This is a genomic window from Meiothermus sp. CFH 77666, from assembly GCF_017497985.1.
GTDB lineage: Bacteria > Deinococcota > Deinococci > Deinococcales > Thermaceae > Meiothermus.
On the sequence record NZ_JAGDFV010000012.1, the window covers coordinates 1 to 13,733 of the forward strand.

A 13,733-nucleotide genomic window follows, 5' to 3' on the forward strand; every position below is an offset into this window, starting at 1 on the left:
AGAACAAGCTGGGTTCGGCCAGAAAATGTACGACCAAAGCTTGGTACTGGAGTAGTCGTCGCTGCAAACGGGTGCGTTCAGGTAGATGGGGGAAGCAGTCACCCAGGTTGGCGACCAGCCACAGGTAGAACCGGCGGAATGAGCCGCCTTTGAGGCTGAACATCAGCCCGATGGTGACCAACTCACTAAGGCTGAGCTTGGCTTGTTGATGTTCATGCTGTTCAGCCTTCGAACGCAGGGCATCGTCTACCCCAACGTACATCACCAAAGCAACGTCTTCCAGCGATAGAATGCATCTCGGGTCTGGCCGCATACACCAGACCCTATTCCTTTCTCCCGCTACTTTTCAACTAGCACCAGTGATTACATATAGTCGGAAATCCACTGCGGGGTGCAGTAGCTCATCACGTCCTTGTACTGGGCTGGGTTGAACAGTACGCCGCTGGACACACTATAACCCCAGGTGCCAATAAAGCCCCCCGCGTAGGGATAGCCCGACTCACCCGTCACATTGCAGGGTGCATGACCCCGGCCCAGGTTGTGCCCAATCTCGTGCACCATGATGCGGGCGGCAGAGCTGCCAATATCCCAACCGGCACTGGCCGGGAAACCCACGTAGCCAATCCCAGCAATGCCGCTGGCATACCCCACCCGCACCACCCCGTAGTAATAACGGCTGCTGCCGTCGCTGGTACGCAGGCTGCGCAGGGCGCTGAGCAGGTTGCTCCAGTCGCTGCTGGCGTTGCCCACGGTAGCGCCATAGCTGAACGGGGCCCGGGTGGAGGTCTGTACCCCCTGCACCGGGAGCATATCCCGCAGCAAGTCCACGCCCGGAAGGGTAGGCAGGGTGGTCTGCCCCGGCTGCAACACCGGCACCAGGGTAAGGGGGAGCACCGTGCCCACCCCCACTGCCGGGGTGAGGGTCAGGCGGTTATCAGCTTCGTTGTTTTCACCAACCTGATTGTTGGGGTCGGCCAGCAGCCGCACCTCCATCCCGGCGACTACCAAGCCTGCTGGCACCGTGGCCTGGTAGGTCTGGGCCAGTTCGGCGGGGTTGATGGTGGTGGGGAGGGTAGCGGGGCCGGTAAAGCTTAGCTCTCCCAGCCGATTGGAACCCCGAAATACCTCGCCCTTCAGGCTCCCCGGCAAGCCCTCGCGGTCGGCGGTCAGGTGTACCCGCAACAGCGCGGGCTTACCCGCTACCAGGCGCAGATCGGTTTTGAGGACGCTCTGGCCCCACTCGGTTTTTTGAATGGTGACCTCGCCCGAGACCGAGGGTATACCGGGGCCCGGTACCGCCGGCGAGGGATTACAGGCCACCAAAGACCACAACGCCAGCACTGGCCAGGCACGCATGATGCCCTTATGTCACCATAGCCGGCGCATGAACCGAGTGAGAAAAAGCCCAAGAAGCGTTACGATAACGCAGAGCTATGGGAGACCGTCCCCCCCTGCCTCTGCAAACCTACCGCCGCCTGGTGATCAAGGTGGGAAGCGCCGTCATCAGCGGGCCGGGTGGGCGGCAGCAGCAGCTGGCCATTGCGTCCCAGGTTGCGGCCTTGCGGGGCGAGGGACGCGAGGTGGTGCTGGTCTCGTCCGGGGCCATGGCCACCGGCCTGGGCAAGCTGGGCTTCAAGGAGCGCCCCAAAACCATGCCTGCCAAACAGGCCATTGCGGCGGTAGGGCAGCCGACCCTGATGTACTGGTGGGAGCAGGCTTTTGGTTGGTACGACCTGAAGGTCGCGCAAATCCTGCTCACCGCCGAAGACCTGGCCCACCGCCACCGCTATCTGAACGCCCGCCAGACTTTGGAAACGCTGCTCGAGTGGGGCATCGTCCCCATCATCAACGAGAACGATACCGTAATGGTGGACGAGATTAAGTTTGGCGACAACGACCAGCTCTCGGCGCTCATCGCCACGCTGGTAGGGGCCGATCTCCTGATTCTGCTCTCCGACATCGAGGCCCTCTACGAGGCCGACCCCCGCACCCACCCAGAGGCCCGGCCCATCCATTACGTGGAGCGGGTGGACGCCGGGGTGCTGCGGATGGCGGGCGATGACCCCAACAGCGTGGGAACCGGCGGAATGAAGAGCAAGCTGCTGGCTGCCCAGAAAGCCCAGGCCGCCGGAATTCCCACCCTGCTGCTACCGGGCACCAGGCCTCAGAGTATCGCCGAGGCCCTGCGCGGAGAGCCGGTGGGTACGCTTTTTGCCGGGGCCAGACGGCGCTACAGCGGAAAAAAGCTCTGGCTTTACCAGCTTCCCAAACCCCAGGGGGAGGTGGTGGTGGATGCCGGTGCGGCCCGGGCTTTGCGCCAAGGGGGGGCTTCGCTCCTACCGGCAGGCATCCTCGAGGTGCGCGGGCAGTTTGGGGTAGGCGAGGCAGTCCGGTGCCTGGATGAAAAAGGCCACCTGATTGGGGTGGGCCTGGTGAACTACAGCGCCGACGAGCTCAAGCGCATCCAGCGCCGCCAGACCAGAGACATCGAGGCCATTCTCGGCTACAAAAACACCGACGAGGCCATCCACCGCGACTACTTTGCCCTGGTTTCCGAACTCGAGGCTCGGTAAACTTGGAAAAGCCGGGGGCTCTTTTGAGCCCCTGCCGAGGTTGCCATGACCGCCACCCCCGAACTCAAAGCCTATGCCCTGGCGGCCCGAACCGCTGCGAGGGTGTTGTCAGCCGCCCCTCCCAGGGCCAAAAACCAGGCCCTCCTGACCGTAGCCGAACTGCTCCTGGCCCAGCAAGAAGCCCTCTTCGCCGCCAACCAGAAAGACCTCGAGGCCGCCCAGGCCGCCGGGCTTTCTCTGGCCAAGCTCGACCGGCTGCGCCTGAGCGAAAAAGTGCTGGAAGACCTGCAAACCGGCCTGCGCCAGGTAGCCCAGATGCCCGACCCGGTGGGCGAAATTGAGGGCTTGCAGATTCGGCCCAACGGCCTTCAGGTAGGGCGGATGCGCGTACCGCTGGGGGTGATTGGCTTCATCTACGAGTCGCGCCCCAACGCCACCGTGGAGGCCAGCGCCCTCAGCCTCAAGGCCGGGAACGCCATCCTGCTGCGCGGCGGCAAGGAAGCCTGGCACTCCAACAAGGCCCTGGTGCAGCTCATGCAGGCCGCCTTGCAAGAGGCCGGTCTGCCACCGGAAGCCATTCAGCTAGTGCCCACCACCGACCGCAGCGCCATTCTGGAGATGTGCCACCTGGCCGGCTTACTCGACCTGATCATCCCCCGGGGCGGCAAGGAGCTTATCGAACTGGTGCAGCGCGAGGCCCGGATGCCGGTGCTGGCCCACGCCGAGGGGGTCAACCACCTGTTTGTGGACCAGAGCGCCGACCTGGAGAGCGCCGTACGCATCGCCGTCAACGGCAAGGCCCAGCGCCCCAGCACCTGCAACAGCCTGGAGAAAGTCCTGGTGCATAGCGCCATCGCCCCGGTCTTTTTGCCCAGGCTGGCCCAGGCCATGCGCGAAGCCAATGTCGAGCTGCGCGGCGACGAGCGCACCTGCGCCCTCATCGAAGCCCGGCCCGCCACCGAGCAGGACTGGCGTACCGAGTACCTGGATCTGATCCTGACCGTAAAGGTCGTGGATTCGCTGGAGGAGGCCCTGGAGCACATCGCCCGCTACGGCTCTCATCACACCGAGGTCATCTGCACCGAGCACCACGCCCACGCTCTGCGCTTTTTGCGCGAGGTAGACGCCTCACTGGTACTGGTGAACGCCTCACCCCGCTTCAACGACGGCTTCCAACTGGGGTTGGGGGCCGAGATCGGCATCTCCACCAGCAAGCTCCACGCCTATGGCCCCATGGGGGTGAAGGAACTCACCACCACCAAGTTTGTGGCCCTGGGCCAGGGGCAGGTGCGTGATTGAGGTCAAGGGTTGAGCGTCGAGAATCAGAGGACAATTGATTACTGGAGTTTTGTAGCAGACATCTCGCCCTCGGTATTTTGCATCTGGCTGTCGGCCACCCTTCCGCAAATATGCAGCCCTCCATACCAAATCCATATGAACCCCTTGCCTTCTCCCATGTGGGAGAAGGTGGCAATACCCCGCCAGCGGAATACAAAAGTAGTGCCAGCGACGTCTTTGGCTGCGTCTGGGGTGTCGCCGGATGAGGGGGTTTTTGAATGCCTCTCAAAGATAACTATCCAGCTAAGGTTGGTATTATTGGCCAGGTTTACCAGCTATATACCCGCTCGCACATTCCGTTTTTCTCGGCGGCCCTGGCCTACTACGCCCTCTTTAGCCTGATGCCCTTGCTGATTCTGCTGGCGGGTATTTTTGGCTTTGTGCTCTCGGGCAACGAAGACCTGCGCAACGCCGTGCTGGTGCGGTTGATTGAACTGGTGGTGGTGCTCTTCCCTACCCAGCCCGACCTGGCCCAGACGGTGGTGAGCTTTCTGACTCGAGGCGCTTTCCCCCTTACCTTTGCCAGTCTGCTGATTTTGCTCTGGGCCAGCAGCAATTTTTTTGCGGCCCTGGCCTATGCCCTGGGCATCATCTTTGGCAGGCTTTCACCCCTATCCGAGCATCCCGTCGCTTTGCTCGAGGCCGCTACCCCCGACTCTCACCCCCTGCGCCGGCTTCTCCACCAAGGCTTGAACGTACTGCGGGTCATGCGGGGGCGCATCGCGGGCCTGCTGGCGCCGCTGCTTTTGGGGCTGGCCCTGATTCTGCTGGCCCTGATGGGGCTGGCCATGGGCTTCCTGCTGCGCTACCTGCCCGCCGACCTGAGCTTTTTGCGCGGGGGGGTGGAGGTGGTGGTACCCATTCTGGGGGCGCTCTTGCTCTTTTTTCTGACTTACATGCTGCTGCCGATCCCCACCCCCCGCGTGCTGGCGGCCTTCGCGGCTGCCACACTGGCCGCCCTGGCCTGGGAGGGCGTCCGGCTGGGGCTGCCGCTGCTGCTGCCCCGCACCCAGTACGAGCTGATCTATGGCCCCATCGCCGGGTTTTTGCTGGCTCTGGCGGGCTTTTACCTGACCATGTGGATTCTGCTTGTAGGGGCCTTGCTGGCCAAAATTTTGACGGATCGCTCGAGCGACGCCATATGACACGAAATTAACCTGAACCCCTTTCCTGCTCCCCATGCGGGAGAAGGTGGCGACACCCCGACAGCAGCTGAGGAGAATAGTGACTGAGACGTTACTTACTGCATCTGGGGTGTCGCTGAATGAGGGGTACAGGAATGCCACTCAAAAATAACTATCCAGGTAAACTCGGTATCAGGTCTGCGAAGAGCGCGATATGCTAAGGCCATGAGCCACCCTGCGCCCACCCCAGCCCCGACCACCCAGGCGCCCGCTGCCATCCGGCTCTCGGGCGTTTCGGTAGCGTTTGAGGGACGGGAGGTGCTCAAGGGGGTAGACCTCGAGGTGCAGAAGGGCGAGTTCATCGCCATCATCGGCCCCTCGGGCGGGGGCAAGAGCACCCTGCTGCGGGTGGTAGCGGGGCTGCTCAAGGCCAAGCAGGGCACGGTGGAGGTGGCGGGCCAGCCCGCCATGGTGTTCCAGGACTACCGGCTGTTGCCCTGGCGCACCGTCGAACAGAACATCCGCCTGCCCATCGAACTCACGGGCCGGGGCCGAATTGAGACCCACCTGGGCATGAAGCCCTATCTGAACCTGTACCCGCACCAGCTTTCCGGGGGCATGAAGGCCCGCGTGGCCATCGCCCGGGCGCTGGCCCAGGATGCCGAGGTGCTGCTGATGGACGAGCCCTTCGCAGCCCTGGACGCCCTGGTGCGCGAGCGCTTCAACCTCGAGCTCAAGCAACTGCACAAGCGCACCGGCAAAACCATTTTGTTCGTGACCCACAGCATCCGCGAGGCGGTCTACCTGGCCGACCGGGTGGTAGTGCTTACAGGCGGAAAAATTGACGCCATTCTGGACACCAAACACGAAGGGCGCATCACAGCTTTTACCGATGGCCTCGAGGCCGAGTTGCGCGAACGGCTGGGGGTGGCCGACTCCACCTTCATCGAGCCGCCGCCCCAGCCCCTGCGTCCCCCCTGGGAGGTTTTTGGGGTGCTGGGCCTCCTCGGCCTGTTCTTCCTGGCTTGGGGCCTCATGGCGGCGCGGGTGCCGGTCTTTGTGCCCTCGCCCCTGGCGGTCTGGCAGGCCCTCACGCAAAACGCCGAACTGCTACTGCGCAACGCCCTGGCCACCTTACAGACCGCCGGGCTGGGCATCCTGGCCTCGCTCGCAATTGGGCTGCCCATCGGCTACGCCATGGGACAGAAGCGCTCGCTGGAGCGTCTGCTCTCCCCCTTCATTGTGGCCTTGCAGGCGGTTCCGACCATTATTGTGGCACCCTTGCTCATCATCTGGTTTGGCTATGGGCTGGGCTCCAAGGTGACCATTGCCACCCTGATCTCCATTTTTCCGGTGCTGGTCTCGACCATGGTGGGGGTGCGCGAGGTAGACCGCACCTACCGGGAGGTTTTTCAGACCATTGGGGCCAGTGCCTGGGGGGTATTCAGGAAGCTCGAGTTTCCCGGCGCCCTGCCGGTCATCCTGGGCGGGTTGCGCCTGACGGTCTCGCTGGCCCTAATTGGGGCGGTGGTGGCCGAGTTTGTGCTGGGGGGCGGCGGGCTCGGTCACCTGGCCCAAACCGAGCAGCGCAACTTTAACTACGCCCTCTCCTTCTCGGCGGTGGCCGTTACGGTGTTACTGGGAATCTCGCTATATGGGCTGGTGGCTTTGCTGGAAAGCTACGTGCTGCGTTACCGACGCCGGTAGGCTAAGCGAAGACCTTGCTAAGCAATGAACTCGCTTCATTCATACCGCTGAATTAGGTTGTAGGCAAACTCGTGCAGAAGTTCGGGGCGTTCTTCGGCCAGTTGCCACAAGAAGCGCAATAGTTCGTCGTCGGAGAGCTCGAGCAGCGGCCCCAAATTTACCGGCACGCTTTTCCCCAGCTTTTTGCGGGTGAAAATTTCGGGGGCTTCCAGGGCGGCAAAGGCCACCGCTACCACGTGCTTGCACACAGGCCCCCAGGTGTAGGGACACGAACAGCGCCACTCGCCTTTGCTCAGGTTAATCTCGACCCGGTACGGAAAGGGCGCGCTACCCTCGACCCTGGCCTGCAAACAGTCCCGGCTGCGGGCGGCCTCGAGCACCGCCCCCTCCAGAAAAAGTGACTTGCCCCGCTCCAATACCTTCTCGTCGGCCAGGGCCAGCAGGCTTTGAAGTTCTAGGCGCACCCCCCCATCAAAATCCAGTCTGCTGCACTTTGCAAGTCCAGGGTTTGTGGCTAAACTAACCTCGGGCCAGCAGGCCCAATTCCTTCAGGGCGGGGTGCAATTCCCCACCGGCGGTGAAGGCGGCAAACAACCGCCCCAGCCCGCGAAGCCTGGAAATCTGCCGCACATCCAGGCCCGATTGCGTGAAAATCGCAAGCCGACGGTAACAGTCCGGATGGGAGAAGGAGTGAAGCCCGGGTGCCCCTGTGCCTGGGCGGGAAAAGTGGGTAATACCTCGTAAATCCTCAATCACAGCTTGGGCAACAGGCGCTTGGCCAGAGGCAGTTCGTGCCTGCTCTGGCGATGTGTGGGTAGCACGGTGTGTTGAGGAGTGCAATGAAAAAGTTGGTTGTTTTACTGGCAGTCTTGTTGTCGTTTGGAATGGCTCAAACGCAAAAGGTGCGGGTGGGGCTGGGCTACCTGCCCGACGTGCAGTTTGCCCCCTTCTACGCCGGGGTGGTCGAGGGGCTGTATGGCAAGCGGGGCCTCGAGGTGGAGTTTCAGCACGGTTTTGCCTCGGAGCTGTACCCGCTCTTGGCCCAGGGCCGGCTCGACTTTGTGGTGGCCGATGCCGAGGATGTGATTGCCCTGCGGGCCCAGGGCACCCCGCTCAAGTACGTGCTGGCGCTCTATCAGAGCGTGCCCAACGCCCTTTTCTCGCGGGCCGAGAAGAACATTACCTCGGTGCGCGACCTGAAGGGCAAAACCATCGGCATACCGGGGCTGTTTGGCACCTCGTACACCTCGCTTCAGGCCATGCTCAGGGCCGCAGGGTTGCGCGAATCCGATGTAAAAATTGAACAGATTGGTTTCACCCAGGCCGAGGCCATCGTAACCGGGCGGGTGGACGTGGCCATGGGCTTCGTGAACAACGAACCCATCGTGCTACAAGCGCGGGGTGTTAAACTCAATGTAATTCCAGCAGGCCCCTATAACCTTTCGCCTGGGGTGGGCGTGATTTCGACCGACCGCGTGCTGGAAAACGCCGACCTGGCCCGCCGCTTTGTGCAGGCCACCCAGGAGGCCCTGGCCCTGACGCTGCGGGAACCGCGCAAAGCCTTTGAAGCCTCCAGGAAGTACGTGCAGAACCTGCAAGAGGACAGGTTCCGGGTGCTCGAGGTCTCGCTACGGCTCTACCAGTCGCCCTACACCCGCCAGAACGGCCTGGGCTTCTCCAACCCCCAGGGCTGGCAGAGCGGGCTCAACCTGCTCCGGCAGACCGGGCGTGTCCGCACCGACCTGCCCGCCGCCGCTTTCTTCACCAACGAGTTTTTGCAGCGGGGGGTACAGGCCAATACAATCGCCGGGCGGTAGCACCCCCAACTCTGTAACGCTGAACTCAAATGACTTGGCCGCCCATCCGGGCGGCCAAGGTTCTGATCAGGACGGTGAGCGCTAACGGTGGGAAGAGCGCTCTAACTCAACTCGAAGCCATCTAAAATGACCACCTCTCCTTGAATGTGAAACTCAAGGCTGCAATCCTCCAGCGAGGCCAAAAGCAGACTAAAACGCCCTGCAAGATCCAGGGGCATTTTCACCCATGCTGCGTTCTGCTTCACGAAGACCTGGGCTAGCTCAAAAGAAACCCGCTCCCTCGAGATCACCTGCCCCACCAAACGCGCCCCGGCCTCCTCCCACTTGAGGCTCAGATCCACGTGGTAGGGCCCAGCCTGGTAGAGTTGCGACCAGTTCGACCTGGACGAAGTCTGACGCCGCAAGGGGGTACGCACCTTCCTCGAGTCCATCACCAGAATAGCCCGATGCACTGAGGCTGCCTGGGGGAAAGTCTTGGTTGGCCAACGGTTTTGCATCAGTACAACCCCTTCCAAAGTCGGCTCCACTGAAGCGCATTTTATGCAAAGTCAGGGGGAGGTTACCCAAATATGAACACAACCACTCGATTTCCCATAACGTTAAGGGCCAGATTCGCATCAGGGCATTGTTAATGCCATTAGCGTTATGCCGCTCAGGTCATGTCATCTGGCTTTGCGAGGCTGCCCATCGGTTCAGGGCTAGCCCGACCCCTGGTGTGTGCAAATTTACCTCTCCACTCCATAAGGTTTTGAACCCCCATCTGTAGATTCATCTGTGGCCATGCCCCCCCAGTGGCAACTTGGGGTGAAGATAGAAAACAAACCCCGCCTTTGGTTTGGCTACCTCATGCTATTATGGCCTGGTGCAGAGGTTTATTCGCCTAGAACTACCCTAGGGGAGCCCCAGGCCTGGGATACTCCCCCTTCGCTCCTGAAGGGGGATGTTTTTTCTACCATCTGCACAAGCCCCCAGACCCTGCATTTTCCCTTTTAGCCCGTCAGGCAATAGAATGGCCCGTTGAGAAGTGGAGAAGTGAGCAATGGTAACAACCGACCGGTACAACCCCCACGAAATAGAGCCCAAATGGCAGAAATACTGGGACGAGATAGGCTTGCTCGAGGCCAAAGAAAGCGATGGTACCAAGAAAGCCTACATTCTGGTGATGTTCCCCTACCCTTCGGGCGACCTGCACATGGGCCACCTGAAGAACTACACCATGGGCGACCTGCTGGCCCGTTTCCGGGTTCAGCAGGGGTACAGCGTGCTGCATCCATTTGGCTGGGATGCCTTCGGACTGCCTGCCGAAAACGCCGCGCTCAAGTTCGGGGTCTCGCCCGCCGACTGGACTTTTGGCAACATCAAACAGTCCAAGGAGTCGCTCAGCCTGATGGGCATCCGTTACGACTGGAGCCGCGAGGTCACTACCTGCCTGCCCGACTACTACAAGTGGAACCAGTGGATCTTTTTGAAGATGTACGAGCGGGGCCTGGTTTACCGCAAGAAAAGCCTGGTCAACTGGGATCCGGTTGAACAAAGCGTGCTGGCCAACGAGCAGGTAATTGACGGGCGCGGCTGGCGCAGTGGAGCTTTGGTGGAGAAGCGCGAGCTCGAGCAGTGGTACCTCAAAATTACCGACTACGCCGAGCGCCTGCTGGCCGACCTGGAAAAGCTCCCCCGCTGGCCCGAGAAGGTCAAAGCCATGCAGCGGGCCTGGATCGGCAAGAGCCAGGGCGCGGAGTTCGACTTCCAGGTCAAGGGATACGACGCCAAAATCCGCGTGTTTTCGACCCGTCCCGACACCATCTTTGGGGCTACCTTCATGGTGCTGGCCCCCGAGCACGAACTGGTGGCCCGGATTACCTCCCCGGAGCAAAAAGAGGCCGTAGAAGCCTACGTGTCTGCCGCCAAGATGAAAAGCGAAGTCGAGCGCCAGCGCGAAGACCGTGAGAAAACCGGGGTCTTTACCGGGGCTTACGCCATCAACCCGGCCAACGGCAAGGAGATTCCGGTCTGGATCGCCGACTATGTACTCTCGGGTTATGGCACCGGGGCCATCATGGCCGTACCGGGGCAGGACGAACGCGACTGGGAGTTTGCCGAGAAGTTCGGGTTGGAAATCATCCGCACTGTTCAGCCCCCCGATGGCTGGCAAGGCAAGGCCTACACCGAGGATGGCCCCGCCATCAACTCCGATTTCCTGAACGGCCTGTATATGGAGGAGGCCAAGAAGAAAATTATCGCCTGGATGGAGGAAAAGGGTATCGGCCTTGGCAAGGTCAACTACCGCCTGCGCGACTGGCTCATTAGCCGCCAGCGCTACTGGGGCACCCCCATCCCCATGATTCATTGCGACAGCTGCGGTATTGTGCCGGTGCCCTACGAGCAGTTGCCGGTCGAGCTGCCCACCCTGCGCGACGTGGACGACATCCGCCCCAAGGGCAAGAGCCCCCTAGCAGCGCACCCCGAGTTCTACGAGTGCGAATGCCCCAAGTGCGGAGGTAAAGCCCGGCGCGACACCGATACCATGGACACCTTCTTCGACTCGTCCTGGTACTTCCTGCGCTACACTGACGCCCAAAACCCCAGCCAGCCCTTTGACCCCGCCAGGGCCAACTTCTGGATGCCAGTTGACCAGTACATCGGTGGCATCGAGCACGCCATCCTGCACTTGCTCTATAGTCGGTTCTTCACCAAGTTCCTGCACGACCTGGGCATGGTCGAAGCCGAAGAACCCTTCGAGGGCCTGTTCACCCAGGGCATGGTGCAGGGCTGGACCGACGTGGGCGAGGTGGAAGTCCGGGGCGACATCATCCACTTCAAGAACCCGGAGCGGCGGGCCAAGCTGGAAATCCCCGAGACCCTGACGCTTGAAGAGGCCCGGAAATCGGGCGCAGAACTTCGCACCCACGAAGACGGCAGCACCCACTTCTGGAAGGCTGCCACCATGTCCAAAAGCCTGGGCAACGGGGTGATGGTGGGGCCCTTCGTGAAAGAGCAGGGCGCCGACATCGCCCGCATCACCATCCTGTTTGCCGCCCCACCCGAAAACGAGATGATCTGGACCGAAGAAGGGGTCCAGGGCGCATGGCGCTACCTGAACCGGGTCTACCGTATGGTGGCCGAGCATCTGGTAGAGCTGAAGGCCCAGGGCGACCTGTATGAGCCCTCTGCGCTGGAGGGGGCGCACAAGGGCCTTTATCAGAAGCTGCACCAGACCATCAAGAAAGTAACCGAGGACATCGAGGCCCTGCGCTTCAACACCGCCATCGCGGCCCTGATGGAGCTGCTCAACAGCATGAGCGACTACCGCAAGGAGCAGGGCATCACCCCGGTCTACCGCCACGCGGTGCTCTGCTACTTGCAGATGCTGGCCCCCTTCGCCCCCCACCTGGCCGAGGAACTCTGGCACGAATTCCACAACTCCTCGGTATTTAGCGCTCTTTGGCCACAGGTAGATGAGACTGCGCTGGTGGCCGATAGCTTTGAGCTGGTAGTGCAGGTTAGCGGCAAGGTGCGCGGCAAAACAATCGTCAGCGCCCAGGTCAGCGAAGAGGAAATCAAGCGACTCGCGCGTGAGATTCCCAACGTAAAGCAGCACCTGGAGGGCAAGGAGGTAGTTAAAGAAATCTACATTCCGGGCAAGCTCCTCAACATCGTGGTAAAGGGGTAGTTTGAAGCCCAAAATCTACGCTCCGAACTCACTCGCTCGAGCCCCGTCAAACTGGCGGCTCTGCGAATCGAGACGTCCTTGCGACTCTGAGGCAAAGCCGCAGGGGAAGCCACCCAGATCACCCCGACAACCCCGCAGGATTGGCGAACCCTTCGGGATTCCTTGGCCGGCCTGTGGCCTCCTCGCAATGCCGATTCCCACGAATTTCTTATGCCGGGAGCATTCCTGGCAATTGGGCCACCCATCTATCTGTGTGGTTCAGGAATGGTGCACTTCGATCAATTTGGACAATTGACACTGGAAACTCGTTGCTGGACAACGTACCATTAATCTATGGTCACACTGCATAAGATTAATACGCTAGCAGAGGGGCAGGTTCTGGAGTGCGTAGGACAGGATTCGGGTGATACCTTCCGAATGCTCATCATGCATACCTCCCCCAGCCACTACGAGGCTCTGGGTAAGGTAACCCTGAGCAATGCCAGCGTCATCTACCAGTCTTCGGGGCCGATGACCCCCGACCTGCTGCTGCAATGGCTGGATACCCTTTTTGATCGGTGGCCGGGGGCCAAAACCATTCCCTGGGCTGTACACGATCTGGACGACAAAACCCAGCAGTTTGTGCGCGAGGTTCGCAAAGCGGCTGAAGTGGTCTGATTACTCCACCATTTTCACACCTCACTGTGTGATACGTAAGTCAGATGTCTTAGGAGAGACAATGACTAAGGCATACATCAACTACCCGAATGCCCATATCGGTATTCACGCTGATCCAGCGTGTAGATTCGCACAATGTGAAGGCAATTCAGGGCAGCGTCACATTCAACTGAACCGTTCATCACTGTCCGTTGAGCTTGAGCGATTTGCGGAAGGGCACTACCCATTTCGCGCCGAGGCTAGGATGAACGATATGTGGCTAATCATCGACTTTGATGACCCTGTTTTTGAGAAGGCAGTGGTGGAACAAATCAAAACACTCATCGGCAAACGTTACCGTCCGATCAGAGAATGTCACATCCGGTTACACTGCTAGTATCTAACCAGGGTGTATACAGGAGACACCTAACGTTACCCAGAACGGTAAAAACCAACATCCAGATAGCCCCGAGAATCGCTCTAAGATTCCTCGTAGTCGTGATAATCGGCCTGGCGTGCCCGTCGCAAGCGCGCACGTAGTGCGGCGGGGGTGTAGGGTGTTTTCTGGTGCACAATAGCCCCAAAACCTGCCATCAGCAAAGCGGGAATGAGCAGCAACAGGCCCTGAAGGGGGTCGGGCACGTAGGGCATGGGAAACCGGGCCAGCGTAGCCCACAGCTGTACCAGGGGCAGAATGCCCCCCATCAAGAGCCCGCTAAGCCACCATTGCCAGGGCCACCACCACCCCACCACAAACCCCATCAAGAGCAGCAGGGTTCCGGCAAAGAGCAGATCCACATTGCCCAGGTCGCCAAGTGCCACCAGCAAGCCGATGCCTGCTGGAATGAGATAACGCAGAAATCTTCGA

Annotated in this window: 12 protein-coding genes, 1 pseudogene and 1 riboswitch; of the genes and pseudogenes, 8 read left to right on the forward strand and 5 right to left on the reverse strand. The window is 60.8% G+C overall.

The annotated features are described in order from the left end of the window. Together J3L12_RS07965 and J3L12_RS07970 are read right to left on the reverse strand one after the other, a co-directional pair. A pseudogene (locus J3L12_RS07965) lies at positions 1 to 313 on the reverse strand (hypothetical protein); the annotation flags it as partial. A gap of 50 nt (positions 314 to 363) precedes the next feature. Then, the gene (locus tag J3L12_RS07970) at positions 364 to 1,356 is read right to left on the reverse strand and encodes a M66 family metalloprotease (protein WP_208014520.1); all 993 of its coding nucleotides are present in this window, start codon (positions 1,354 to 1,356) and stop codon (positions 364 to 366) included. A 77-nt stretch (positions 1,357 to 1,433) separates the two neighbouring features. Between J3L12_RS07970 and proB the strand changes: the two genes are divergently transcribed. The 4 genes from proB (at position 1,434) to J3L12_RS07990 (ending at position 6,742) form a co-directional block, all read left to right on the forward strand. Continuing rightward, positions 1,434 to 2,573: a glutamate 5-kinase gene (gene proB, locus J3L12_RS07975; protein WP_208014521.1), complete on the forward strand. Its 1,140-nt coding sequence runs from the start codon at positions 1,434 to 1,436 to the stop codon at positions 2,571 to 2,573. Between the two features lie 45 nt (positions 2,574 to 2,618). Beyond that, complete coding sequence (locus tag J3L12_RS07980; RefSeq protein WP_208014522.1) at positions 2,619 to 3,872, forward strand: glutamate-5-semialdehyde dehydrogenase; 1,254 nt, start codon at positions 2,619 to 2,621, stop codon at positions 3,870 to 3,872. A gap of 257 nt (positions 3,873 to 4,129) precedes the next feature. Continuing rightward, complete coding sequence (locus J3L12_RS07985) at positions 4,130 to 5,056, forward strand: YhjD/YihY/BrkB family envelope integrity protein (protein ID WP_208014523.1); 927 nt, start codon at positions 4,130 to 4,132, stop codon at positions 5,054 to 5,056. Positions 5,057 to 5,260: 204 nt separating this feature from the next. Next, the gene (locus tag J3L12_RS07990; RefSeq protein ID WP_208014524.1) at positions 5,261 to 6,742 is read left to right on the forward strand and encodes an ABC transporter permease subunit; all 1,482 of its coding nucleotides are present in this window, start codon (positions 5,261 to 5,263) and stop codon (positions 6,740 to 6,742) included. A 35-nt stretch (positions 6,743 to 6,777) separates the two neighbouring features. Here the strand turns inward: J3L12_RS07990 and J3L12_RS07995 are convergent, their stop codons facing one another. Next, complete coding sequence (locus J3L12_RS07995) at positions 6,778 to 7,206, reverse strand: SWIM zinc finger family protein (protein ID WP_208014525.1); 429 nt, start codon at positions 7,204 to 7,206, stop codon at positions 6,778 to 6,780. 76 nt (positions 7,207 to 7,282) lie between these two features. Further along, positions 7,283 to 7,436, forward strand: a riboswitch (FMN riboswitch). A gap of 145 nt (positions 7,437 to 7,581) precedes the next feature. Here J3L12_RS07995 and J3L12_RS08000 point away from each other — a divergent pair. Further along, positions 7,582 to 8,559 (forward strand): ABC transporter substrate-binding protein, encoded by a 978-nt coding sequence (locus J3L12_RS08000; RefSeq protein WP_208014526.1) that lies wholly within the window; start codon positions 7,582 to 7,584, stop codon positions 8,557 to 8,559. A gap of 101 nt (positions 8,560 to 8,660) precedes the next feature. On the opposite strand, the gene J3L12_RS08005 is transcribed toward J3L12_RS08000, so the two are convergent. Then, positions 8,661 to 9,011: a hypothetical protein gene (locus tag J3L12_RS08005; protein WP_208014527.1), complete on the reverse strand. Its 351-nt coding sequence runs from the start codon at positions 9,009 to 9,011 to the stop codon at positions 8,661 to 8,663. Positions 9,012 to 9,598: 587 nt separating this feature from the next. Between J3L12_RS08005 and leuS the strand changes: the two genes are divergently transcribed. The 3 genes from leuS (at position 9,599) to J3L12_RS08020 (ending at position 13,262) form a co-directional block, all read left to right on the forward strand. Next, entirely contained in the window at positions 9,599 to 12,229 is a 2,631-nt protein-coding gene (gene leuS, locus J3L12_RS08010) for a leucine--tRNA ligase (RefSeq protein ID WP_208014528.1), read from the forward strand. Between the two features lie 333 nt (positions 12,230 to 12,562). Next, positions 12,563 to 12,886: a hypothetical protein gene (locus J3L12_RS08015; RefSeq protein ID WP_208014529.1), complete on the forward strand. Its 324-nt coding sequence runs from the start codon at positions 12,563 to 12,565 to the stop codon at positions 12,884 to 12,886. 61 nt (positions 12,887 to 12,947) lie between these two features. Then, positions 12,948 to 13,262, forward strand: coding sequence for a hypothetical protein (locus tag J3L12_RS08020; protein ID WP_208014530.1), 315 nt, complete (start codon positions 12,948 to 12,950; stop codon positions 13,260 to 13,262). Positions 13,263 to 13,345: 83 nt separating this feature from the next. Here the strand turns inward: J3L12_RS08020 and J3L12_RS08025 are convergent, their stop codons facing one another. Then, on the reverse strand, positions 13,346 to 13,687 hold the full coding sequence (locus J3L12_RS08025; protein WP_347708868.1) for a hypothetical protein: 342 nt from the start codon (positions 13,685 to 13,687) through the stop codon (positions 13,346 to 13,348). Positions 13,688 to 13,733: the final 46 nt, after the last annotated feature.

Bases quoted from the DNA above. Each gene is read 5' to 3' on its own strand.
- J3L12_RS07970 (WP_208014520.1), bottom strand. From the start codon at position 1,356: ATGCGTGCCTGGCCAGTGCTGGCGTTGTGGTCTTTGGTGGCCTGTAAT.
- proB (WP_208014521.1), top strand. From the start codon at position 1,434: ATGGGAGACCGTCCCCCCCTGCCTCTGCAAACCTACCGCCGCCTGGTG.
- J3L12_RS07980 (WP_208014522.1), top strand. From the start codon at position 2,619: ATGACCGCCACCCCCGAACTCAAAGCCTATGCCCTGGCGGCCCGAACC.
- J3L12_RS07985 (WP_208014523.1), top strand. From the start codon at position 4,130: ATGCCTCTCAAAGATAACTATCCAGCTAAGGTTGGTATTATTGGCCAG.
- J3L12_RS07990 (WP_208014524.1), top strand. From the start codon at position 5,261: ATGAGCCACCCTGCGCCCACCCCAGCCCCGACCACCCAGGCGCCCGCT.
- J3L12_RS08000 (WP_208014526.1), top strand. From the start codon at position 7,582: ATGAAAAAGTTGGTTGTTTTACTGGCAGTCTTGTTGTCGTTTGGAATG.
- leuS (WP_208014528.1), top strand. From the start codon at position 9,599: ATGGTAACAACCGACCGGTACAACCCCCACGAAATAGAGCCCAAATGG.
- J3L12_RS08015 (WP_208014529.1), top strand. From the start codon at position 12,563: ATGGTCACACTGCATAAGATTAATACGCTAGCAGAGGGGCAGGTTCTG.
- J3L12_RS08020 (WP_208014530.1), top strand. From the start codon at position 12,948: ATGACTAAGGCATACATCAACTACCCGAATGCCCATATCGGTATTCAC.